Origin of the sequence: Mycobacterium scrofulaceum, assembly GCF_002086735.1 — a bacterium.
In the GTDB taxonomy this organism is placed as follows: Bacteria; Actinomycetota; Actinomycetes; order Mycobacteriales; family Mycobacteriaceae; genus Mycobacterium; species Mycobacterium scrofulaceum.
The window spans coordinates 1-22345 of sequence record NZ_MVIJ01000038.1 but is presented as its reverse complement, the minus strand read 5'-3'; the positions used below and the strand labels follow the sequence as shown (position 1 = coordinate 22345).

Genomic DNA, 22345 nt, shown 5'->3' with positions numbered 1-22345 from the left:
TCGCCCAGCAAATTTCGCGACCCGAAACGGCGGGTGCGTACGTTGTCGTGCGTGAGGCCGATAGCCATGGTCGTTCGTCGCGCCCTGGTGGTCGCCGTCTGCCTCGTCATGTCCGTGATCACCGCGCCGGCGACGGCCGCGGATCCCGAGGTCGAACCCGCCGGGGCGGCCGCGGTGCCGCCGCCCGACGGAGCGGTGCCCTCGAATCCACCCGTCATCCTCAACACCCCGGACGGCTGGACGCTGGGGCTGGGCGCCAAGGACGAGGCGCAGGTTCCCGTGGCCCCGTTGACCACCTCGATGGCGTCCCGCGAATACGTGGCCAGCGGGATCTTCGTCGGCTCGCTGAAAGGATCGGAGGAGCCCCACGGCGTCCTGGAAGTCGGCTACCAGATCGGCTGCGGGATCGACATGAGTACGTCCAATGGTGTGATCATGGAGGGCGGCGCCGGCCTCATCCCGGGCGTCAGCCCGACCTTCGACACCACCGGCACGCTGCCGCCCCTGCTGCCGTACATTTCCGCGCCCGTCAACGGCGCGATGAGCGTCGGGATGAAGCCCGGCCTCGTCATCACGGTGCCGGTGATCAAGAAGCAATTCAAGGGTGCCAACCCCTGGGTCATGATCAGCAACTTCCACATCAAGATCGACGGGTGCGTGGGCCAGTCGTTCATCCGCTCGTACGCGGTGCTGACGAGAATGACCGACCTGTCCGACGTGGTGCTGTCCTACGTCGGTGTCACCAAATCCGTCTAAGGCCGATGGTGGCGACCCGCTTCGCCCGGCTCCGCCGCACCGGCGATCGCCACGCCCCGCGGGATCCCGGCCAGCCTGTCGGCGAACTTCGCCTCCGCCGCGGCGCGCAAACGCAGCAGGTGTTCGGACGGGAAGAGATCGGGCGCCGGCTCGCGGTCCTTCAACAGCAAGCGGGCCAGCGTGACCTTGTGCACCTCGGTCGGGCCGTCGGCCAGCCCCAGCACGAACGACTCCACCAGGTACTGCACGAACGGCATCTCGTGCGTGGTGCCCAGTGATCCGTGCAGTTGCAGCGCCCGCGACGACACGTCGTGCAGCACCTTCTGCATCATCGCCTTGACCGCCGAGATGTCCGCCCGCACCGCCCGGTAATCGTTGAATTGGTCGATCTTCCAAGCGGTTTGCAGCGTCAGCAGCCGGAACGCCTCGATCTCCATCCACGAGTCGGCGATCATCTCCTGGACGAGTTGCTTATTCGACAGCACCTCGCCCTGGGTGTACCGCGACACCGCCCGCTCGCAGAGCATGTCGAAGATCCGGCGGACCAGCCCTACGGTGCGCATCGCGTGGTGGATCCGGCCGCCACCCAGGCGGGTCTGTGCGACCACGAAGGCCCCGCCCCGCGGGCCCAGCATGTGATCGGCCGGCACGCGGACGTTCTCGTAGCGGACGTAACCCTCGCGCCCCCCGCCGAGCGGCTGGTAGCCCAGGCCGACGTCGCGCAGCACGTTGATGCCGGGAGTGTCGCCGGGCACGACGAACATCGAATAACGCTGATAGGGCGGCGCGTCCGGGTCGGTCATCGCCATCACGATGATGAACGACGCCATCGAGGCGAACGAGGAGAACCACTTCTCGCCGTTGATGATCCAGTGGTCGCCGTCGGGCACCGCGGTGGTGCGGAACACCTTCGGGTCGGCACCGCCCTGCGGCTCGGTCATCGAAAAGCAGGAGACGATCCGGTTGTCGAGCAGCGGCTCGAGGTAGCGGGCCTTGAGCTCCGGCGTGCCGTAGTGCGCGAGGATTTCGCTGTTGCCCGAGTCGGGCGCCTGGGAGCCGAAGACGATCGGCGCGCACTCCGAGCGGCCCAGGATCTCGTTGAGCAGCGCCAGTTTCACCTGACCGTAGCCCGGGCCGCCCAGATGCGGACCGAGGTGGGTGGCCCACAGGCCGCGGTCCTTGACGATCTCCTGCAACGGCGGGATGAGCGCCTGGCGCACGGGGTCGTTCAGGTCGTGCGATTCCTTGACGATCAAGTCGATCGGCTCGCATTCCTCGCGCACGAAATCCTCGACCCACTCGAGCTGCTGCGCCCACTCGGGGTCGGTGGAGAAGTCCCACGACATCTAGCGTCCCTCCCGGTTGCTCTGGGCCACCACGCCCGCTTGGACGAGCTCGGTGACGCTTCGTGCGTCCATCCCCAGTTCGCGCAGCACCGTGCGGGTGTGATCGCCCGGCAGCGACGGCGAGGTGGGGGTCCGCGGCCGGGTCCGGGAGAACCGGGGCGCCGGGGCCGGTTGGGGAATGCCGTCGACCTCGACGAACGTTTCCCGCGCGGCCAGGTGCGGGTGCCCCGGCGCCTCGGTCAGCGAAAGGACCGGCGTCGCACAGCATCCCGGGGAATCGAGGATCCGTTCCCACTCGTCACGCGATTTCTCCGCGAAGCGGGCGGCTAGTTCGGCGCGGTGCGCGGCCCAGGTCCCCGGCGCGTCATCGTCGTGCGGCACTTCGACACCCAGCCGCTCGCACAGCTCCGCGTAGAACTTCGGCTCCATCGCGCCGACGGCGAAATGGCCGCCGTCGGCCGTGGCGTACACGCCGTAGAAGTGGGCCGCGCCGTCGAGCAGATTGTCGTGGCGCCGGTCGCGCCAGGTGCCGGCCGGCACCATCCCGAAATACGGCGCCAACAAGGTGGCGACGCCGTCGACCATGGCGACGTCGAGCACCTGACCGGCACCCGAGGCCCGGGCCTCGAGGATGGCGCTGAGCAGGCCGACGGCCAACAACATCCCGCCGCCGCCGTAGTCACCGACCAGATTCAGCGGCGGCACCGGGGACTGCGCGGTGCCGATGCCATGCAGGGCACCGGTCAGGGCGATGTAGTTGATGTCGTGACCGGCGTGGCCGGCCAGGGGACCGTCCTGGCCGTACCCGGTCATGCGGGCATACACCAGGCGGGGATTGCGCTCGAGGAGTTCGTCCGGCCCGATGCCCAGGCGCTCGGCCACCCCGGGCCGGTACACGTCGACGAAGGCGTCCGCCCCGGCCGCCAGGCGCAGGACCAGGTCCCTGCCGCGGGGATCCTTCACGTCGGCGGCCAGCGACCGCTGGCTGCGACGCACCGCGTAATCGATGGGCGGGGGGCCGTCGACAGCGGCGAGACCGTCGACACGGATGACGTCGGCGCCCAAGTCGCCCAACAACATCCCGCAGAACGGGCCGGGCCCCAGGCCGCCCATCATCACGATCCGCACCCCGCGCAGCGGGCCCGTCACGACGACCACTTCCTGCGGCGCTCGGCCGCCTCGTCCGTGGCGTGCGAGAGCACCTGGTTGCGGTTCTCCAGCTCCAGCGCCGCCGACAGACTCGCGGCGTCGGTGTTGACCTGCAGTGCGCGCTTGGTCAGTTGCGCGCCCAGCGGGGAATGGCTCGCGATCAGCGTCGCCAACTCGACGGCCCGGTCCGCCAACCGGTCCGGCTCGACCACCTCGCTGACCAGGCCGCGCCGATCGGCTTCGCCGGGAGAAACCGTGCGGCCGGTCAGCATCCAGTCGGCGGCCACGCCGGCGCCGACGATGCGCGGCAGGTGGTAGCTCATGCCCATCTCGGCTCCGGAGAGGCCGAGCAGGATGGCGGCATTGGCGAAGGAGGCAGTCTGCGAACAGATTCGGATGTCGGCCGCCAGGCACAGCGCGAGCCCGGCCCCGACACACGGGCCGTTGACCGCGGCGACGACGGGCTGGGGCAGTGCGCGGACGGCTTCGGCCAGGGCGGCCATCCGCTCCTGGAATCGCATCCGGTCCAGCGCGGGCGCGCCGGCGTCCAGCATCGAAGGGCCGAAGTCGCGCACGTCGATCCCGGCGCAGAAGCCGCGCCCGGCGCCGGTCAGCACGAGGGCGCGCACCGAGCGGTCGGTGGCCAGATCGGCCAGGGCACGGCGCAATTCGGTTTGCATCGCTTCATTGATGGCGTTGAGTTGCTTCGGGCGGTTCAGGCGCAGCACGGCGAGCCCGTCGCCCGGCCGCTCGATTTCCAGTGTGTCGGGCACGGTCAAACCCGCTCGATGACGGTCGCCGTACCCATGCCGCCGCCGGTGCACATGGTCACCAATCCCGTTGTCAGATCACGGCGCTCGAGCTCGTCCAGGAGGGTGCCGATGAGCATCGCACCGGTGGCGCCGATGGGGTGGCCGAGGGCGATGGCGCCGCCGTTGACGTTGACCGCCTCGGGGTCGATGCCGAGGTCGCGCATCGCCTTGAGCGGGACCGCGGCGAAGGCCTCGTTGATCTCCCACAGGTCGATGTCCGCCACCGTCATGCCCGCGCGTTCCAGGCAGAGTTGGGCCGCCGGTCCGGGCGCGGTCAGCATGATGATCGGTTCGCTGCCGACCGCCGCGGTGGCGCGGACCTGCGCGCGCGGGGTGACGCCCTCGGCGCGCATCCAGTTGGAGGAGGCGACCAGCACGGCGGCCGCGCCGTCGACCACCCCCGACGAATTGCCCGCATGGTGCACGTGATCGATCCGGTCGATGCCGGGGTAGCGCCGCAGGCAGATCTCGTCGAACGTGAATCGCTCACCGGCGGGGCGTGTTTCGCCCATCGCGGCGAAGGCGGGCTTGAGGCCCCCCAACGTCTCGGTGGTGGTGCCCGGGCGCGGATGCTCGTCGCGGCCGAACGGTCCGGCGGGGGTCGGGACGTCGACCAGCGAACGCACGAACCTTCCCTCGTCGACCGCCGCGGCGGCGCGGCTCTGGCTCCGCGCGGCGTACTCGTCGACGGTCTCGCGGGTGAAGCCCTCCAGCGTCGCGATGAGGTCGGCCGAAATGCCCTGGGGGACCGTGGGGTACCGAGCCCGGAAATCGGGGTTTCGGCCGTCGATCGTCGGGGCGCCCACGGTGACGTCCCAGCGGGACATCGATTCGACTCCGCCCGCGATCACCAGATCGTCGCTGCCGGCGGCGATCGACGACGCGGCGACGGTGACGGCTTGTTGGCCAGACCCGCAGAACCGGTTCAGCGTCATCCCCGGCACCGTTTCGGGCCAGCCGGCGAGCAGAACCGACAGGCGCGCGATGTCGTCGCCGTGGTCGCCGCCCAGGATTCCGTTGCCGGCGATCACGTCGTCGACGTCGGCGGGCTCGAAGCCGATCCGCTCACGGAGCGCGGTGAGGCAACGGGCGAACAGGGCCTGCGGATGAACGGCGTGCAGCCCGCCGTCGGGGCGGCCCCGGCCGCGGGGCGTGCGCACCGCATCGAGGATCCAGGCGTCGATGACGGACTCCCATCGTCGGGGGCGGGGTCTCACGGATCACCGGTATCGTAATTCGTCTCTCGGCTGTGGAGAACCATATTCTTCCGAATCGACGGAGCGGTTCTCACACCCGTCCGCGGCGGCGCGCCCGCACCATCGGCGAACGCGGCGCCCCACAGTCATCCGCATAAGGTTTGATGACGATGCGGCGTCGGGGGGTGTTGAGGCGGATGAGGACTGCGGGCAAGCGGCAAGCGCTGGCGCTCCTGACGCTTTGCGCGCTGACGGCGGGATGCACCGTCACCACCGGCGGAAGGGTGGTTGCGGCTCCGACGATCGGTCACGCCCCGCAACCGCTGGCGCCCGGTGCGCTGTCCGGCTTGCTGCTCGACAACGGCGATATCGGCGTCATCATGGGCGCTCACATGGAGGTCGTCTCCTCGGCCGACTCGATGTACACCAACCGTCCCCTCGACGATGGCTGCCTGGTGTGGGCCGAAGCGCAGGAATACTCCTACGACGGCAGCGGCTGGACAGCTGTGCGCGTGCAGGAACTCAAGGACCACCCCGATCGTGCGGACCACATCGCCTACCAGGCGGTGGTGGCGTTCCCCGGGGCAACCGCCGCGCACGACTTCTATGCCGGCCAGGTGACCGCCTGGGCCAATTGCGACAACCGGCGAGTCGATCTCCACGACCCGGGCGACCCGAACGCCCATTACTGGGCACTGAGCAAGGCCACCGTCGACGACGGCGTCCTGTCGATAACCCGGATCCAAGAGGAAGGCGCCGAGGCCTGGGCGTGCCAACGAGCGCTGACAACGGCCAATAACGTCGTCGTCGATGTCAGCGCCTGCGCCGACCACGTCGGCGCTCGCGGTGCTCAGATCGCCAGGCGGATCGCAAAGAAGATCCCGTAGCGGGCCCCCGAGTCTTCCGTTTTACAGCACGTCCGGACTCGGAGCCGAAAGTGGCCGGAACAAGCCGGTTTTGGGCGGGCGGGCGCCGCGTTGCCGCGAAGACCGTGCATAATGCGCCGCACACGGGGTAGTCCGCCGCCATGACCAAGATCGGATACTTCCTGTCCTGCGAGCAGTACAGTCCCAAGGAGCTCGTGGACCAGGCCAAGCGTGCGGAGGCGGCGGGGTTCGACGCGTTGTGGATCTCCGACCACTTCCACCCGTGGAACGACGAGCAGGGCCAGAGCCCGTTCGTGTGGGGCGTGATCGGCGCGCTGTCGGAGGCGACGTCGCTGCCCGTCAGCACGGCCGTCACCTGCCCGACGATTCGCACGCACCCGGCGATCATCGCGCAAGCCTCCGCCACCGCGGCCGTGCAGCTCGATGGCCGCTTCGTGTTGGGGGTGGGCAGCGGTGAGGCGCTGAACGAGCACATCCTCGGGGATCCTTGGCCGTCGGTGGGAGTGCGTCAGGAAATGCTGGAGGAGGCGGTCGACGTCATCCGTCTGCTGCACCGCGGCGACGAGGTGAGCCACCACGGCAAGCACTACGAGGTGCAGGAGGCGCGCATCTACACCCGGCCCGAGCGGCCGGTGCCCATCTACGTCTCCGGCTTCGGGCCCCAGGGTGCGGAGCTGGCCGGTCGCATCGGGGACGGCTTCGTCCTGGTGATGCCGGAAGCCGAGCTGGTGAAGACGTTCCGCGACTCCGGCGGCGGTGACAAGCCGGTTCAGGCGGGCACCAAGGTCTGCTGGGACAAGGACGCCGGGGCGGCCCTCGAGGTGGCGCACCGGCTGTGGGGCAACGACGCGCTGCCCGGGCAGACGGCGCAAACCCTGCCGCGGCCCAAGGACTTCGCGGCGCTGATGCCGCTGGTGACGCCCGACCAGGTCGCCGAAGCCGTGACCTGCGGACCCGACGCCGACACCCACGCAGCGAAGGTGCGCGAGTACATCGACGCCGACATCGACGAGGTGTACGTGCAGCAGATCGGCCCGGACATGGACGGGTTCTTCGCCACCTACGAGCGGGACGTGCTGCCTCAGCTGCGCGGCTGAGCAACTTCCGCTTCGCCGTAGAAGCCCGCGCGCAGCAGAGCGGTGATCTCGCTGACCAACGGCATCCGCGGATTCGTGCGGTTGCTGAGGTCCTCGAACGCCGTCATCGCCAACGCGGGCAGCGTCGCCAGGAACTCCTGCTCGTCGACGCCGTGATCCCGCAGCGATCGCGGCATCCGCAGTCGTTTCAGCAGATCGTCGACCCCATCAAACAGCCGGCCGCGGCAGTCGTCGGGCTCGTGGCCGCCGAAGATCAACTGGCCGAGCTGCGCGTATTTGTCCGGCGCCACGTAGGCGGAATATCCCGGCGCGGGCATGAACTTGCTCGGCAGGCTTGTGTTGTAGCGCAGCACGTGTGGCAGGAAAATGCCGTTCGCCCGGCCGTGCGCGATGCCGAACTTCGCGCCGACGGCATGGGCGAGCGCGTGGTTGGTCCCGACGAAAGCGTTCGAAAACGCCAGCCCGGCAAGGGTCGCCGCATTGGACATGTCGGTCCGCGCGGACAGGTCGTCGGGGTCGTCGTATGCCCTTGGCAAGGCGTCGAAGATCAGTCGTGCCGCCTGGGCGCACAACGCATCCGTGTACGGCGACGCGAAGATCGAGACGATCGCTTCGAGCGCGTGGGTGAGCGCGTCCACGCCGGTGTCGGCCGTCAGATTCGGTGGCATCGACGAGGTCAGGACGGGGTCGACGATCGCGAGGTCGGGCACCAGGCTGTAGTCGACGAGCGTCTCCTTCTTCCCCCGCACGGTCAGCACCGCCGCCGGCGAGACTTCCGATCCGGTTCCCGAAGTCGTTGGCACGGCGACCAATTGGACGCGATGCCGGTCGGTCGGATAGTCGGCCACGCGCTTGCGGGGGTCGAGGAACGGCATCGTCAACTCGTCGAGGCTCTTCTCCGGGTGCTCGTAGAACAGCCGAATCGCCTTGCCCGCGTCCAGGACCGAGCCACCCCCTACGGCGATCAGCAGATCGGGTTGGACCCGCTGCAGCAGCGCGACACCGCGGCGGATGGTCGCCTCGTCGGGTTCCGGCGTCACCTCGCTGAACGCCTGCACGTGTTGGGCGCGCAACTTGGCGCGCAGCGCCTCGACCACACCGCGCTCCTCGGTCAGCGCGTCGGTGATCACCACGACGGTTTCGCAATCGAGTTCGCGCAAGTTGTCCAGCGCGCCTTCGTTGAAGTAGGTGTTGGACGGGACGCGGAACCACTGCGGCGGGGTGCGCCGGCGCGAGACGGTCTTGATGTTCAGCAGTTGGCGGTAGTTGACGTTCTCCGTCGTGCTCGACCCGCCCCACGTGCCGCAACCCAACGAGAACGTGGGTGTCAGGTTGTTGTAGACCCCACCGAGGGCCCCGACCGCAGTCGGGGCGTTGACCAGGATGCGACCCGTGCGAACCGCCAGGCCGTATGCGTCGATGACTTCCTCGTCGTTGGCGTACACGGCGGAGGTGTGACCCAGACCCCCGTGCTCGGTGACCAGGACGGCCACGTCGATGGCGTGCTGGACGCTGCTTGCGCGCACCACCCCGAGCACCGGCATCAGCTTCTCGGCCAGCAGCGGATGCGAAGCGAGCTCGTCCAGATCGGCGGGAAGCTGTGCCAGCAGCACCTTCACGGTCGGTGACACGCTGAACCCGGCCCGGGCGGCCAGCTCCGACGCCCTCTGCCCGACCGCCTCGAGCGAGATCTTGTCGCCGCAGCCGAACGCGAACTCCGCCACCGCGTCGGCCTGGTCGGGGGTGAGCAGTCGGGCGCCCATCCGCTCGAACTCGGCCAGCACCTCGTCGTAGACCTCGTCGTCGATGATGCAGGTTTGTTCGGCCGGGCAAATGACCGACGAGTCAAAAGTTTTCGAGATCAGGATGTCGACGACCGCGCCCTTGAGGTCCGCCGTCTTGTGCACGTAGATGGGCGCGTTGCCGGGGCCCACGGACAGCCCCGGCTTGCCGGCCGAATTCGCCAGCGCGACGATCTTCGGTCCGCCCGTCACCCAGATGAAGTCGACTCCCGGGTGCTTGAACAGGTAGTGCGTCACCTCGTGCGCGGCGTCGGGGATGACCTGCAGCGCCCCGGGTGGCATCCCGGCCGCCTCGGCCGCCGCGCGGAGGATCTCGAGGCTGCGTTCGCAGCAGCGCACCGCGTACGGTGACGGCCGGAAGAGGATCGCGTTGCGGGTCTTGGCCGCCACGATCGCCTTGAACAACACCGTCGAGGTCGGATTGGTCACCGGGGTGATGCCCAGCACCACCCCGATCGGCTCGGCCACGTAGGCGATGTTGTGTTCGACGTCCTCGTCGATGACGCCCACCGATTTCTTGTCACGCAGGTAGTCGTGCAGGAACTCGGTGGCCACGTAGTTCTTGACCACCTTGTCCTCGAAGACGCCGAACCCCGTCTCCTCGATCGCGACACCCGCCAGTTCGCCCGCGGCGCGTACCCCGGCGCGGACCATCGCCTCGACGATCGCGTCGACCTGCGGCTGGTCGAGCTGGCGGAACGCCCGGGCCGCCCTGTCGACGATCGCGTCGACTTCCTCTCTGCGCTGCTCGGTGATCGCGGCCGTTTCGAGCGAGGAGGCGGGCGGGGTGTGTGTGGTGGTCATGATCGCGTTCTCGACTCTGGCAGGGACAACGGGGGTCTCCAGGATGAGCAGATGCTACGACGCCCACCTCGCGGCAAAGTAGGGCTGAAAGGCCCACGACGAGCTGGCCCGGAGGGGCCACATCTGGCGCATGCGGACCACTTGCGGCGCGCGTCCGGCGCCGACACTGGGCCGCATGCGCATCGCCGTCGACTACGACTTGTGTGAGGGGCACGGGCAGTGCCTGATGGCCGCCCCGGACGTGTTCGACATTCCCGACGGTGCCGGACAAGTGGTGCTGGTCGAGCCGGAGCCGCCCGAAGCCGACCGCGAACGCGTGATTCGTGCGGCCGCAATGTGCCCCGCGCAGGCGATCCGAATCCTCAACTGAGCCGGTTGGTTTCGGCCACGTCGTCGAGCAATCGGTAGCGGCCGGCCAACGCGGCGGCCGCGACGCGGTTGCCGACGCCGAGTTTGTGCAGCAGCGCGGCCACCATGCGTTTGGCGGTGCGCTCGGACACCAGCATCCGGCGGGCGATGTCGACGGTCTCCATGCCGGTCGCCAGCAGGGTCCACAGCTGGAGATCCTGGGCGGACAGGCTGTCCAGCAGTTCCGACGGCGGCTTGCGGGTGTTGCTCAACAGCGCGTCGAGTAGCGCGCCGTCGACGACCCGCAGGCCCTCCGCGATCGTCCACAGCGGACCCGCCAGCGCCTCTGGCCGCGCGGTTTTCGGCAGAAACCCGTCGGCGCCGGCCCGCAACGCCTCTTCGGCCAGCGCCAGGTCATCGGTCCCCGACAGCGCCAGGATCCGGGTTTTCGGGTGGCGCGCCTTGATGTGCCGGATCGCGGCGACCCCGCCCAGCGGGGGCATCGACAGGTCGATGATCGCGACGTCGGCGTCGCAGCGGGCCACCAGGTCGGCGGCCTCTTCGACGTAGGTCGTCTGCCCGCCGACGGTGAACGATTCGCCCCATTCGCGGGTGAGCAACAGGGCCAGGCCCTGCGCGAACAGCTCATGGTCGTCCACGATCACCACGACGTACGGCGAGCGGGTCATTGCCGCGATGCTAGCCCCAACCCTATGGTCAGCTGGGTGAGACCGCTCGATCAGCTCAGAACCATGGCGGACTTCGACGGCGAGGACTACGGGCTGGCCCGCACCGTGGTCGCGGTCCGGGTCGCCGTGGTCATCTCGATCGGGGTGCTGCTGGCGATCGGACCCCAGTGGGTCCGTCAGCACACGGTGGCCACCGTGGCGGTGCTGGCCGCCGCGATGCTCTACGCGGCCGTCGTGATGGCCTACCCGCAGCTGGAGGTCCGGCGCACCCGGTACGCCTGGCTGGTCACCGGTTTCGACTCGGCGTTCACGCTGGCCCTCATCGCCCTGAGCGGAGGCGTATACAGCCCGGTGGTCGCCGTGTTGGCGCTGGCGGTCATCGCGTCGGCGGCGCGGCTCTCCTTCCGCGAAACCCTGCTCGTCGCGCTGGCTTTGGGCACCGCCTACATCCCCGTGGCGCTGATGTCGTCGCCGCGACTTCCGGTCACCGCGGCCCCGGCGCTACAGGCCGGTTGGTCGGCGGTCTATCTGATCTTCGTCGCGATCATCACCGCGGGGCTCTCCGCGCTCGCCGAGCGCGAACACCGCTCGCGGCTGCGGGCGCTGGTGGAGGCCGAGGCCGAGCACGCCGCCGCCGAAGAGGAACGGGACCTGCGGGCGCGCCTGCTGCGGTCCTACCAGTCGCAACAGGACGGACTCCAGGTGCTGGTGCACGAATTCCGCACCCCCGTCACGTCTTTGGAGGCGCTCACCGAGGCGCTGACGTCGACACAGCCGATGTCGCGGGCCGACCGGGACACCAGTCTTGCGCTGGTGGCCCGGCACGTGCACCACCTGACCGACATGCTCGACGCGCTCTCCGACGTCGCGCTGAGTCGCCGCCCGACGTTCTCGGCGGGCCGGGTCCGCCGGGTCGACGTGGCCGACCTCGTCGTCGGGGCCGCCGACGCGGTGGGGCTGGCGCCGCCGCGGTTGCGGCTGAGCGTCAGCGGCGAACTCGGCGCCGTGGCCGTGAACGCCCAAGGGTTGCGCCGGGTGCTGACCAACCTGTTGGAGAACGCCTCTCGGCACGGCCGGCGCGAACCGGTCGACGTCACGTGCTCGCGGGAGGGCGACGAGCTGGTCTGCGCGGTGGCCGATCGGGGACCGGGCATCCCGGCCGACAGCCTCGGCGAGCTGACGACCAAATACGTCAGCGTCGGCGGACAACGGGGGACCGCGGGCCTCGGCCTGTGGATCGTGCAGCAGATCGCCGAATCGATGGGTGGCCGGGTCGACTTCGCCGCGCGCGACGGCGGCGGGCTGGTCGCCACCTTCCGGGCACCCGTCACCTGATCGCCGGTTCGATCCGCTGGCCCGTGCAGGCCAGCAATTGGCACGTGCGTCTGTGCCGCGCCGTGGTCGCGCTGACCAGCATGGGTGCGAAGCCGCGGTGACGTGCACCACTGCGCACCGCCAGAAAGGGCCCCCGATGACCGCACCCACGACCGCGCCCACCCATAACGGCATCGATCTGAGCGCCCGCGAGTTCTGGGCGAAACCTCCAGAGGAGCGGGACGCCGCCTTCGCCGTCCTGCGCGCGGAAAACCCCGTGCCATGGAGCCGCCCCGCGGAATCCGACCTGCTGCCCCCCGAGCTCAACACCAGGGGGTTCTGGTCGCTGACCAAGCAGGACGACATCCGGATGGCCAGCCGCCACCCGGAGATCTTCTCCTCCGCGCAGGGCATCACGATGGAGGACTTCGCCCCCGAGGCGGTGGAGATCGCGCAGTCGTTCATCGCCATGGACGCTCCGCGCCACACCCAGCTGCGCGGCATCACCACGGAAGCGTTCAAGCCCAAGAACGTGCGCCGCCTGGAGGGCTGGATCCGCGGCCACGCCCACGACCTGGTCAGCGAGATGGCGCACCTCGGCGAGGGCGACTTCGTCCAACTCGTGTCCGTCAAGCTGCCCGGCCGCATCTTCGGCAGCTTCTTCGGGCTGCCAGAAGGCGAACTGCGCGACAAGGCCGTCACCGCCGCCCAGCGGCTGGTGGGCTGGACCGACCCGAACATCCGCGGCGAGCAGAGCGAACTCGAACTGTTCATGGGCGCGGTGATGGATTTGCACGAGGTCGCAACGGAGCTGATCCCGCAGCGGCGGGCCCACCCCGGCGACGACCTGCTGACCTGGATGGTGCAGGCCGAGTTCGACGGCAAGAAGATGACCGACGACGAGCTGAAGGCCTTCTTCGTGCTGATGGGCGTCGCGTCCAACGACACCACGCGGCACGCCTCCGCCCACGCCATCGCCGCCCTCTCCAAGTTTCCCGACCAGCGCGCGCTGCTCGTCGAGGACGTCGAGGGCCGGGTCGGCACCGCCGTCGAGGAGGTGCTGCGCTGGGGATCGCCGCTGCTGCACATGCGCCGCACCGCCACCCGGGACGTCACCGTGCGGGGCTCGGAGATCAAGGCCGGCGACAAGGTCGTGCTGTGGTACTACTCGGGCAACCGCGACGAGGACGTCTTCGAAGACCCCCATTCGTTCAACATCCTGCGAAACCCCAACCTGCACATCGCCTTCGGTGGCGGCGGCCCGCACTTCTGCCTGGGCGCGGCCCTGGCCCGCACCATGCTGAAGGCGTTGCTCACCGAGGTCTACACCCGCATCCCGGACATCTCGGCACCGCAGCCCAACTACGCCCTGGCCAACTTCATCAACGGCGTCAACAGCCTGCCGGCGACCTGGACGCCGGAACGATGAAAACCAAAGCGGCGGTGCTGTGGGGCCTGCACCAGAAGTGGGAGGTCGAAGAGGTCGACCTCGACGGGCCCAGGCAGAACGAGGTGCTCATCAAGGTGGCGGCCGCCGGCCTGTGCCACTCCGACGACCACCTGATCACCGGCGACATGCCGATGCAGCTGCCGGTGGTCGGCGGGCACGAGGGCGCGGGCGTCGTCGTCGACGTCGGCCCCGGCGTCACCGAAGTCGCCGAGGGCGACTCCGTGGCGCTGAGCTTCATCCCGGCCTGCGGTCGCTGCGAGCCCTGTTCGCGGGGGATGAGCAATCTGTGCGTGCTCGGCGCCGCCATCATCGCCGGACCGCAACTCGACGGCACCTTCCGGTTCCACGCGAAAGGCCAGGCACTGGGCCAGATGTGCGTGCTGGGAACGTTCTCCGAATACACGGTGGTGCCGCTGGCCTCGGTGATCAAGGTGGACCCGGCCACCGCGCTCGACACCGCCGCCCTGGTCGGGTGCGGGGTCACCACCGGCTACGGCAGCATGGTGCGCACCGGCGAAGCGCGCGACGGCGACGCCGTGGTGGTCATGGGCGTGGGCGGGATCGGGGTGAACGCGGTGCAGGGCGCCCGGATCGCGGGCGCCCGCGTCATCGTCGCCCTCGATCCCGTCGAGTACAAGCGCAGCCGGGCGCTCGAGTTCGGCGCCACGCACACCGCGGCGACGGTCGACGAGGCCCGAGCGCTGATCACCGACCTGACGCGCGGCCAGCTGGCCGACGTGTGCGTGGTCAGCACCGACTCGGCCGAGGGAAGCTATGTCGCGCAGGCCCTGAGCCTGGTCGGCAAGCGCGGCAGGGTGGTGATGACCGCGATCCCGCATCCGACCGACACCCGTGTCGACATGTCGCTGTTCGATCTGACGCTGTACGAGAAGCAGGTCCGTGGCTCGCTTTTCGGCTCGTCCAATCCCCGCCACGACATCCCCCGGATGCTCGATTTGTACCGCGCCGGCCGGCTGAAGCTCGACGAGCTCGTCACCCGCGAATACACCCTCGAGGAGATCAACACCGGCTACGCCGATCTGCACGCCGGGGTGAATCTGCGTGGGCTGATCCGGTTCTGAACCCGGGCCGTTACGGCGCGAAGTCAGTGCCGCCCGTCAGCTCTTCCCATTTCGCGATCTCGCCGGCCCGCGCGTTCGCGACATAGCGGTAGATGGCCAGCGCGTCGGGGCCGAGCAGCAGAAATCCCGGGGGCTCGCTCGACTCGACCGCCGCGATGATCGCGGTGGCCGCCTTGGCGGGGTCGCCGGCCTGGTTGCCGTGCATGGTGTCGTTCTCCTTGCGCCGCTGCCCGGCGGTGGCGGCGTAGTCGTCGATCACGGTGTTCGACTGGACGAGTGAGCGGCCGGCGAAGTCGGTGCGGAACGCGCCCGGCTCGACGACGGTCACCGAAATGCCCAGCGGCGCAAGCTCACCGCGCAGCGCACCGCTCATCCCTTCGATGGCGGCCTTGGCCGCCGCGTAGTAGCCCGACCCCACCGGGATCACGGTGGCGCCGATCGAGGAGACGTTCACGATCGCGCCGCGGCGGCGGCCCCGCATCCCGGGCAGGACGGACTTGATCATCGCGACGGTGCCGAAGAAGTGCGTCTCGAACAGTGCCCGCACCTCGGCGTCGTCGCCCTCCTCGACCGCGGCTCGGTAGCCGTAGCCGGCGTTGTTCACCAGCACGTCGACGCCGCCGAACCGGTCGCGGGCCTGCCGCACGGCCGAGGTGACCTGCGCCGGGTCGGTGACGTCGAGCGCAACGGCAAGCACCCGATCCGGTGTGGCCTCGGCGAGGTCGGCGACCTTCGCGACGTCGCGTGCCGTGACGACGGCGTTGTGGCCGGCCGCGATGACGGCCTCGGCGAGCGCGCGGCCGAGTCCGGTCGAGCAGCCGGTGATGAGCCACGTGGCCATGCGAACGCCCGCCTCAGCCTTCGAATCCGGGGCCGTCGAAACGGTCGCGAGTGATGAATTCCGCGACCGGGCGCCGGCGCAGCTTGGTGAACTGGTGCACCGGCTTGCCGAGGGGCACAACGGCGGCGACCGCGTGCAGTTCGGGGATGCCCAGCAGGCGGCGGAGCCGGTCCTCCGCCGCGACGGCCATGGTGGTGAAGGTGCCGCCGTAACCCTCGTTGCTGGCGGCCAGCAGCATGTTCCAGACCAGCGGGTACACCGATGCGCCGCCGGCCAGCCCGACCCGGTCCAGGTCCTGATCCACCGAGGCGACGACCGTCAAATCGACCGAAACGACAAGGACCACGGGCGCTTTGGCGATCGGCGCGACGAACGTGTCGGGGATCTCGGTGTGGTCGATGACGTCCTGCGGCACCGCGGTCGGATGGATTGAGTTCCAAGGGTTTTCACCCGCCTGGAGCTGGGCGAAGTAGCGGCGGGCCGCGGGCGCGCCCAGCTCGGCGATTCGGCGGCGGGTATCCGGGTCGCGGACCACGGTGACGTGGGCGCCTTGCCGGTTGCCGCCGCTGGGGGCGAACCGGGCGTTGTCGAAGATGCGCCACAACACCTCGTCGGGCAGCGGGTCGTCGGTGAATTCGCGCGCCGCGAACGTCGTTCGCATGACGTCGTACAGTTCCATGGCCGCGTCACGCGCTCGCGGGGGCGCGGCGCTCCAGGCGGAAGGTGCGGTGGAATCCCGCCGGCTGCGTCGTCAGGGTCACTTCCACCGCCCCGCTGGGGGCGATGACGTAGCGCTCCTCGACGTCGGGCCCGTCGCGCCACCGGCCGACGGGCTGACGCCCGAGGTCGTCGCGGTCGCGCAGGGCGGGGTCGAAGGGGAACAGGACGGGATCGTAGGGCGTGACGTCGCCGTCGGGCCGGCCGTTGACCAGGCGGCTGCATTCCACGAACCGGAAGTGCCCGATGTTGTGCGCCGCGCGGTAGGTCCGCTTGACCACCAGCGGGGTGTGCCCATCGGCGGGCAGCGAGGCGTCCTTGCACACGATCGGGTCGAAGACGACGCCGGCGCCGGCCTCCGCCTCACGGAAGACACCGAAGTTGCGCGAGAAGCGTTCGGAGAGCGCGAAATCGGATTCCTTGTCGAGGAACACCGCCAAGCCGATGGCGGTGGCCGCGAACGGGTGCGGCGAGCGTTTCACCCGCTTGTCGCCGAACGTGGTGCGCAGCATCCGCGAGACCAGCGGGAAGCTGCCGGCGCCGCCCACGACGTAGATGCCGGCGACCTCCGACCACGTCACGTCGCGGCCGCCGTCCCGGTTGTGCAGCACCCGGTCGAGGAGGTCCATCGTCTTGTCGACGAGCGGTGCGCAGGCCGCGTAGATGTCGTCGACCGGGCAGGAGAAGGGTGGCCGGTCGCCGTCGACTCCGGTGAGGTCCACCAGGAAGCGGCGCGTCTGCGGCCCGACGGCCTCCTTGCGGGCGGCGCACTCCTCCCGCAACAGGTCGCGGGCGGCGGGGCCCACCCCCGCCAGCCCCGCGCGCGCCAGGACGAGCTCGACGATCGCCTCGTCGAAGTCGTCACCGCCGAGGCGCTGGATGCCCTCGCTGACGACGACCTCGTTCGCGTGCCCGGTCATCTTGAGCAGCGACGCGTCGAAGGTGCCGCCGCCCAGGTCGTAGATGAGGACGTACTCCCGCTTGGCGGTGATGGTGGAGCGGTACCGGTGCGCGTATTCCAGGCTCGCGGCCGACGGCTCGTTGAGCAGCGCGACGACGTGGAAGCCCGCGGCGACGAAGGCGTCGAGCGTCAGGAGGCGTTGGGCGCTCGAGGCGTTGGCCGGCACGCTGATCGCCGCCTCGATCGTTTCGCCCGCGGCGAGGCTGGCGTTGGAGCGACCCAGCAGGTCCGTTTTCAGCTGGGCCAGGAAGCCGGTGAGCAGGTCGGCCAGTCGATGGCTGCGGCCGGCCAGGCTCACCTCGGTCTGGGGCCCGGCCTCGTTGAGTAGACGCTTGAACGACCGCAACACCGACCACCCCGGGTCGTGGCGCACGGCGGCGGCCTCCGCGCCGAACCGCAGTTCCCCCGCGGCGTTGGCGGCGACGATCGACGGCCACGCGTCCTCGCCGTCGAAGGAGATGACGGGGTAGTTGCCTCGATCGACGGCCGCGACGACGGTGTGTGTGGTGCCAAAGTCGATGCCGACTCTCATCGCGCAAGTTTAGGACCGCGCCGGGGGCTTGGAACAAGCTTTTTGCCCGGCGCGCCGCGGCCCGACCGGTCCTCGGGTTAACGGCCACCGGTCGCTTCTTCCGATGACTTTGGCCCCTAGGCCGGCCGCCCACGACGCGGAGACGATGACCGGATCGACAGCAATTGCGTTCGTTTCAGGAGGCCGCGTGATCGAGATGCTCAATGGCTTTCCCGACGATGTGGCCGCGTTCGCCATTCATGGGCACGTGACCAAGGCCGATTACGACACGGTGCTGATACCGGGCTTCGAAGACAAGCGGAGTCGCCACAAAAAGGTCCAGATATATTGCGAAATCGCCCCGGATTTAACCGTTCTCGGGCCGGGCGCGATATGGGCGGATTCGAAATTCGGTGTGGACCACTACTTCGACTGGGACCGGTGCGCAATCGTCAGCGACGTGCCATGGGTGAAGCACGTAGCGAAACTCAGCGAGCTCCTGGGGTTCCTGTGGCCCGGACGGTACCGCACGTTTTCGCAGGCGGATGCCGACGAGGCGCGCGAATGGATTTCCGGACCCGGCGGTAGACGCGGGGCGGCATGAACGGGCGCGACGCCGTCCGTCGCTGCACCGTTCTCCTCGGCGGTGCGGCGCTCACCTGCGCGCCGGCCAACGCGGACAACAAGCGGCTCAACGACGGGGTCGTCGCCAACGTCTACACCGTCCAGCACAACGCCGGCTGCACCAACGACGTGCGGATCAACCCGCAACTGCAACTGGCGGCGCAATCGCACACCGACGATGTGCTCGTCAACCGCTCGCTCGACGATGACATCGGCTCCGACGGCTCGACGCCGCAGGACCGGGCGAACGCCGCGGGGTACGCGGGCAGCGCGGCCGAGACCGTGGCGATCAACCCGGCGCTGGCGATCAGCGGGCTGGAGGTGATCAAGCAGTGGTACGACAACCCCGGCTACCTCGCGATCATGCGGAACTGTGCCTACACGCAGATGGGGGTGTGGTCCGAGAACAGCCTGGACCGCAGCGTGGTCGTCGCCATGTATGGCGCGCCCGGCGCCGGGGCGCCGAGATGAATATCCCGCAGCTGACCGGTCCGGCTGCGGTCGCGGCGGTCCTGCTGTGCCCGGTGCCGCCCGCCGCGCGGGCTGATGCGGTCGCCTACCTCGTCAACGTGACGGTGCGCCCGGGCTACAACTTCCCCGACGCGGACGCCGCCCTGGCGTACGGGAACGGCATCTGCGACAAGGTGCGGTCGGGGGAGCGCTATGCGCAGATCGTCACGGAGGTCAAGGAGGACTTCGACAACTCCGACGAGCATCAGGCGTCGTATCTGATAAGCCAGGCCGTCGGTGAATTGTGCCCCGCCCAGATCTGGCAGCTACGGCAATCGGCCGCCGGATATGTCGCGCCCACTCCGGCCGTGCCGCGATGACAACACCAACGGCATTCCCCAGCCCCTCAGATAACCGCGGATCGTGTTTGATCGGAGCGAATTTCGCGCGCGGACGGCAAATACCGCGAATTCGACCGTGCGGGTTAAAGGTGTGTTGTGCGGTTCCCGGCCGGCGAACCCGATTTCGGAACACACGGCTCGCGACGGCGCTGATAATTCCGGGTCGCGGGCGGGGGCTGTGATGATTTCCTCGGAGTCCGTCACCAGGCCCCTCCGCTCGGCCGGTGAATTCTTCGCCATGTCGCTCGACACCTTCGTGGCGATGTTCAAGCTGCCCTTTCCGTGGCGCGAGTTTCTGTTGCAAACCTGGTTCGTCGCACGGGTGTCGATCGTTCCGACGTTGTTGTTGACCATCCCGTTCACCGTGCTCGTCGTGTTCACCATGAACATCCTGTTGGTCGAGTTCGGGGCCGCCGACTTCTCCGGCACGGGCGCCGCGACGGCATCGGTCACCCAGATCGGACCCGTGGTGACCGTTCTCGTCGTAGCCGGGACCGGAGCCACGGCGATGTGCGCCGACCTGGGAGCGCGTGCCATCCACGACGAACTCGACGCGTTACGGGTGATGGGCGTCGATCCGGTACGCCGGCTGGCCGCGCCGCGGGTGCTGGCGGCCACCGTCGTCGCGGTGTCATTGGTGTCGCTGGTGACCTTGGTGGGGTTGGGCGGGTCGTTCTTCTTCTCGGTTTTCATCCAGCACGTCACCCCCGGCGCCTTCGCGGCGGGTCTGACCCTGCTCACCCACCTGCCGGACCTCATCCTCGGACTGGTCAAAGGGGCGCTGTTCGGGATGGCGGCCGCTCTGATCGCTTGCTACAAGGGCATTTCCGTGGGCGGGGGCCCGCAAGGCGTCGGTAACGCCGTCAACGAAACCGTCGTCTACTCGTTCATCGCCCTCTTCGTCATCAACATCGTGGCGACTGCTGTCTACTACACGGGCCCGCAATGACCGCGGACGACGCGGCCCGGCGACGCTCATGGCCGGCGGAGGCGGCCGACCACGTCGCCGCGGGGTGGAATCGCGTTGGCGCGCAGGTGAAGTTCTATTCGACGGCGGTCAGCGAGATGCGGACGGCCTTCCTCCGGTACGGCAAGGAGATCATCCGGCTCGTCGCCCAGATGAGCCTGGGCACCGGCGCGCTGGCGGTGATCGGCGGCACCGTGGTGATCGTCGGCTTCCTCACCCTGTCGACCGGCGCGGTCATCGCGGTACAGGGCTATAACCAGCTGTCCGGCATCGGGGTCGAGGCGATGACCGGGTTCATCTCCGCCTACGTCAACGTACGCATCATTTCCCCGGCGGTCGCCGGAGTCGGCCTTGCCGCGACCATCGGCGCCGGCGCCACCGCGCAATTGGGTGCGATGCGGATCGCCGACGAGATCGACGCGCTGGAGGTGATGGCCGTGCGGTCCGTCGCCTACCTCGTCTCCACCCGGGTCGTCGCGGGCGTCGTCGTGGTCATCCCGCTGTACTGCGTGGCGGTGGTGTGCGCTTTCCAGGCGGCGAGGTTCGGCACGACGGGTATCTACGGCCAGTCCACCGGGGTCTACGACCACTACTTCCGCACGTTCCTCAATTCGACCGACCTGCTCTGGTCGTTCGTCACGGTGATCACCGCGGCGATCGCCGTCATGCTCGTGCATACCTATTACGGCTACAACGCCTCGGGCGGCCCCGCCGGCGTCGGCCGGGCCGTCGGTCACTCGGTCCGCACGTCGCTCATCGTGTTGACGCTCATCGTGCTGGCGATCTCCCTTTCCGTACACGGCCAGTCCGGCCACTTCAATCTGTCGGGGTAGGGAGATGTCGGAATCGCGTTCGGAGGGCCTGCATCCCGCGTGGTGGACGCTGATCCTGGTCGTCGTCACCCTCGGCACCATCGTGCTGACGTCCGCCTTCTTCTCCGGGTCGTTCAAGTCGTACGTGCCGGTGACGGTGATATCCGATCGGGCCGGCCTGGTGATGGACCGCGGCGGCAAGGTCAAGATGCGTGGCGTCCAGGTCGGCCGGGTCGCCGAGATCACCAGCGGGAAAGACCGGGTGACCCTCAGGCTCGACCTCTACCCCGATGAGGTCAAATACATCCCCGCGAACGTGCACGCCCGCATCAGGGCCACCACGTTCTTCAGCGCCAAATACGTCGACCTCGTCTACCCGAGCCGGCCCAGCCCCAGGCGCCTGGGGGCCGGGGCGGTGATCCGGGTCGATTACGTGGGGACCGAGGTCAACACGCTGTTCGCCAACCTCGTCAAGGTGCTCGACGAGATCGACCCGGCGAAGCTTCAAAGCGTCCTGTCCGCGGTCGCGGAAGGTCTGCGCGGGCGCGGCGCGGCCATCGGTCAGGGCATCACCGACGCCAACGAGGTGCTGCGTGCGGTCAATCCGCGTGCCGACACCGTCGGGGCGGACATTCGGGCCGTCAAGCGTGTCGGCGACACCTACGGCCCTGCCGCACAAGACATCCTGCGGACGCTCGATGCGGCCAGCGTCACCGGCGGCGCCATCACCGATGACTCGACCGCCCTGGACTCGTTGCTCACCGGTGTCATCGGCCTCTCGCGCAGCGGCATCAACCTCGTCGGCCCCAACACGGACAACCTCGTCAGGGCGGTGAATCTGCTCGAACCGACGACCAGCCTGCTGATGAAATACCGCCCGGAGCTGACGTGCATGCTGGTCGGTGCCAAGACCGCCCTCGATACCGGGTACCGGGACGCGATGGGCGGCGCCAACGGGTACTCGCTGATCATCGACAGCACACCGCTGTTCGGCGCGGACCAGTACCGGTACCCGCAAAACCTCCCGATCGTCGGCGCCAAGGGCGGCCCCGGCGGCAAGCCGGGCTGCGGATCACTGCCGGATGTCGCCGCGAACTGGCCACTGCGCCAACTGATCACGAACACCGGCTGGGGAACCGGCCTGGACATCCGGCCCAACCCCGGGATCGCGTTCCCGGGATACGCCGACTACCTGCCCGTCACCCGGGGAATCCCCGAACCGCCCAGCATCCGCTATCCGGGCGGTCCCGCGCCCGGGCCGATCCCGTACCCGGGAGCGCCACCCTACGGCGCCCCCCAATACGCCCCCGACGGAACGCCCCTGTACCC

General features: G+C 69.1%; 22 protein-coding genes. 13 read left to right on the top strand and 9 right to left on the bottom strand.

What is annotated here, in order from left to right; translation table 11 throughout:
- The first annotated feature begins 66 nt into the window (after positions 1–66).
- On the top strand, positions 67–756 hold the full coding sequence (locus BST44_RS21165) for an MspA family porin (protein WP_167380238.1): 690 nt from the start codon (positions 67–69) through the stop codon (positions 754–756).
- On the opposite strand, the gene BST44_RS21160 is transcribed toward BST44_RS21165, so the two are convergent.
- Genes BST44_RS21160 through BST44_RS21145 form a run of 4 tightly spaced genes read right to left on the bottom strand, consistent with a single transcriptional unit; the run spans position 753 to position 5223 of the window.
- Positions 753–2102, bottom strand: coding sequence for an acyl-CoA dehydrogenase family protein (locus tag BST44_RS21160; protein WP_083179054.1), 1350 nt, complete (start codon positions 2100–2102; stop codon positions 753–755). The genes BST44_RS21165 and BST44_RS21160 overlap by 4 nt on opposite strands.
- Positions 2103–3251 (bottom strand): CaiB/BaiF CoA transferase family protein, encoded by a 1149-nt coding sequence (locus BST44_RS21155; RefSeq protein WP_083179082.1) that lies wholly within the window; start codon positions 3249–3251, stop codon positions 2103–2105. It lies immediately after the preceding gene.
- Positions 3248–4030 carry an enoyl-CoA hydratase/isomerase family protein gene (locus BST44_RS21150; protein WP_083179053.1) on the bottom strand — a complete coding sequence of 261 codons (783 nt, stop codon included), beginning with the start codon at positions 4028–4030 and terminating at the stop codon, positions 3248–3250. The genes BST44_RS21155 and BST44_RS21150 overlap by 4 nt, the downstream gene beginning before the upstream one ends.
- Positions 4027–5223 carry an acetyl-CoA C-acetyltransferase gene (locus tag BST44_RS21145; protein WP_244184892.1) on the bottom strand — a complete coding sequence of 399 codons (1197 nt, stop codon included), beginning with the start codon at positions 5221–5223 and terminating at the stop codon, positions 4027–4029. Before BST44_RS21145 ends, BST44_RS21150 begins: the two co-directional genes overlap by 4 nt.
- 233 nt (positions 5224–5456) lie before the next feature.
- Between BST44_RS21145 and BST44_RS21140 the strand changes: the two genes are divergently transcribed.
- On the top strand, positions 5457–6146 hold the full coding sequence (locus BST44_RS21140) for a sensor domain-containing protein (RefSeq protein ID WP_083179052.1): 690 nt from the start codon (positions 5457–5459) through the stop codon (positions 6144–6146).
- 140 nt (positions 6147–6286) lie between these two features.
- The gene (locus BST44_RS21135; protein WP_083179051.1) at positions 6287–7243 is read left to right on the top strand and encodes an LLM class F420-dependent oxidoreductase; all 957 of its coding nucleotides are present in this window, start codon (positions 6287–6289) and stop codon (positions 7241–7243) included.
- On the opposite strand, the gene adhE is transcribed toward BST44_RS21135, so the two are convergent.
- Positions 7228–9849, bottom strand: a complete 2622-nt coding sequence (adhE, locus tag BST44_RS21130) for a bifunctional acetaldehyde-CoA/alcohol dehydrogenase (protein WP_083179050.1) — start codon at positions 9847–9849, stop codon at positions 7228–7230. The two genes, BST44_RS21135 and adhE, sit on opposite strands and share 16 nt — an antisense overlap.
- 175 nt (positions 9850–10024) lie before the next feature.
- On the opposite strand from adhE, the gene BST44_RS21125 reads away from it, so the two are divergent.
- Positions 10025–10219: a ferredoxin gene (locus BST44_RS21125; protein WP_083179049.1), complete on the top strand. Its 195-nt coding sequence runs from the start codon at positions 10025–10027 to the stop codon at positions 10217–10219.
- Here BST44_RS21125 and BST44_RS21120 read toward each other — a convergent pair.
- Complete coding sequence (locus BST44_RS21120; protein ID WP_208619858.1) at positions 10212–10886, bottom strand: response regulator transcription factor; 675 nt, start codon at positions 10884–10886, stop codon at positions 10212–10214. The genes BST44_RS21125 and BST44_RS21120 overlap by 8 nt on opposite strands.
- A 36-nt stretch (positions 10887–10922) precedes the next feature.
- Here BST44_RS21120 and BST44_RS21115 point away from each other — a divergent pair, with 36 nt between their 5' ends.
- From BST44_RS21115 to BST44_RS21105, 3 genes are all read left to right on the top strand, one after another.
- A complete protein-coding gene (locus tag BST44_RS21115) occupies positions 10923–12221 on the top strand; it encodes a sensor histidine kinase (protein ID WP_244184888.1) in 1299 nt (432 codons plus the stop codon).
- A gap of 136 nt (positions 12222–12357) precedes the next feature.
- Positions 12358–13629 (top strand): cytochrome P450, encoded by a 1272-nt coding sequence (locus BST44_RS21110; protein ID WP_083179047.1) that lies wholly within the window; start codon positions 12358–12360, stop codon positions 13627–13629.
- Positions 13626–14732 carry an NDMA-dependent alcohol dehydrogenase gene (locus tag BST44_RS21105; protein ID WP_083179046.1) on the top strand — a complete coding sequence of 369 codons (1107 nt, stop codon included), beginning with the start codon at positions 13626–13628 and terminating at the stop codon, positions 14730–14732. Before BST44_RS21110 ends, BST44_RS21105 begins: the two co-directional genes overlap by 4 nt.
- A 10-nt stretch (positions 14733–14742) precedes the next feature.
- Here the strand turns inward: BST44_RS21105 and BST44_RS21100 are convergent, their stop codons facing one another.
- Genes BST44_RS21100 through BST44_RS21090 form a run of 3 tightly spaced genes read right to left on the bottom strand, consistent with a single transcriptional unit; the run spans position 14743 to position 17783 of the window.
- A complete protein-coding gene (locus BST44_RS21100) occupies positions 14743–15573 on the bottom strand; it encodes an oxidoreductase (RefSeq protein WP_083179045.1) in 831 nt (276 codons plus the stop codon).
- 13 nt (positions 15574–15586) lie between these two features.
- Entirely contained in the window at positions 15587–16252 is a 666-nt protein-coding gene (locus BST44_RS21095) for a nitroreductase family protein (RefSeq protein WP_083179044.1), read from the bottom strand.
- A 7-nt stretch (positions 16253–16259) separates the two neighbouring features.
- Positions 16260–17783 (bottom strand): Hsp70 family protein, encoded by a 1524-nt coding sequence (locus tag BST44_RS21090; protein ID WP_083179043.1) that lies wholly within the window; start codon positions 17781–17783, stop codon positions 16260–16262.
- 196 nt (positions 17784–17979) lie between these two features.
- On the opposite strand from BST44_RS21090, the gene BST44_RS21085 reads away from it, so the two are divergent.
- The 6 genes from BST44_RS21085 to BST44_RS21060 form a co-directional block, all read left to right on the top strand.
- Positions 17980–18366 (top strand): SpoIIAA family protein, encoded by a 387-nt coding sequence (locus BST44_RS21085; RefSeq protein WP_244184891.1) that lies wholly within the window; start codon positions 17980–17982, stop codon positions 18364–18366.
- Complete coding sequence (locus BST44_RS21080) at positions 18363–18857, top strand: CAP domain-containing protein (RefSeq protein ID WP_083179041.1); 495 nt, start codon at positions 18363–18365, stop codon at positions 18855–18857. Before BST44_RS21085 ends, BST44_RS21080 begins: the two co-directional genes overlap by 4 nt.
- A complete protein-coding gene (locus BST44_RS21075) occupies positions 18854–19216 on the top strand; it encodes a DUF732 domain-containing protein (RefSeq protein ID WP_083179040.1) in 363 nt (120 codons plus the stop codon). Before BST44_RS21080 ends, BST44_RS21075 begins: the two co-directional genes overlap by 4 nt.
- Positions 19217–19418: 202 nt before the next feature.
- Positions 19419–20186 carry an MlaE family ABC transporter permease gene (locus tag BST44_RS21070; protein ID WP_083179039.1) on the top strand — a complete coding sequence of 256 codons (768 nt, stop codon included), beginning with the start codon at positions 19419–19421 and terminating at the stop codon, positions 20184–20186.
- Positions 20183–21037, top strand: a complete 855-nt coding sequence (locus BST44_RS21065; RefSeq protein WP_083179038.1) for an ABC transporter permease — start codon at positions 20183–20185, stop codon at positions 21035–21037. The genes BST44_RS21070 and BST44_RS21065 overlap by 4 nt, the downstream gene beginning before the upstream one ends.
- Before the next feature lie 4 nt (positions 21038–21041).
- Positions 21042–22345, top strand: a 1304-nt coding sequence (locus tag BST44_RS21060) for an MCE family protein (protein WP_083179037.1), incomplete at its 3' end; no start/stop codon positions are given.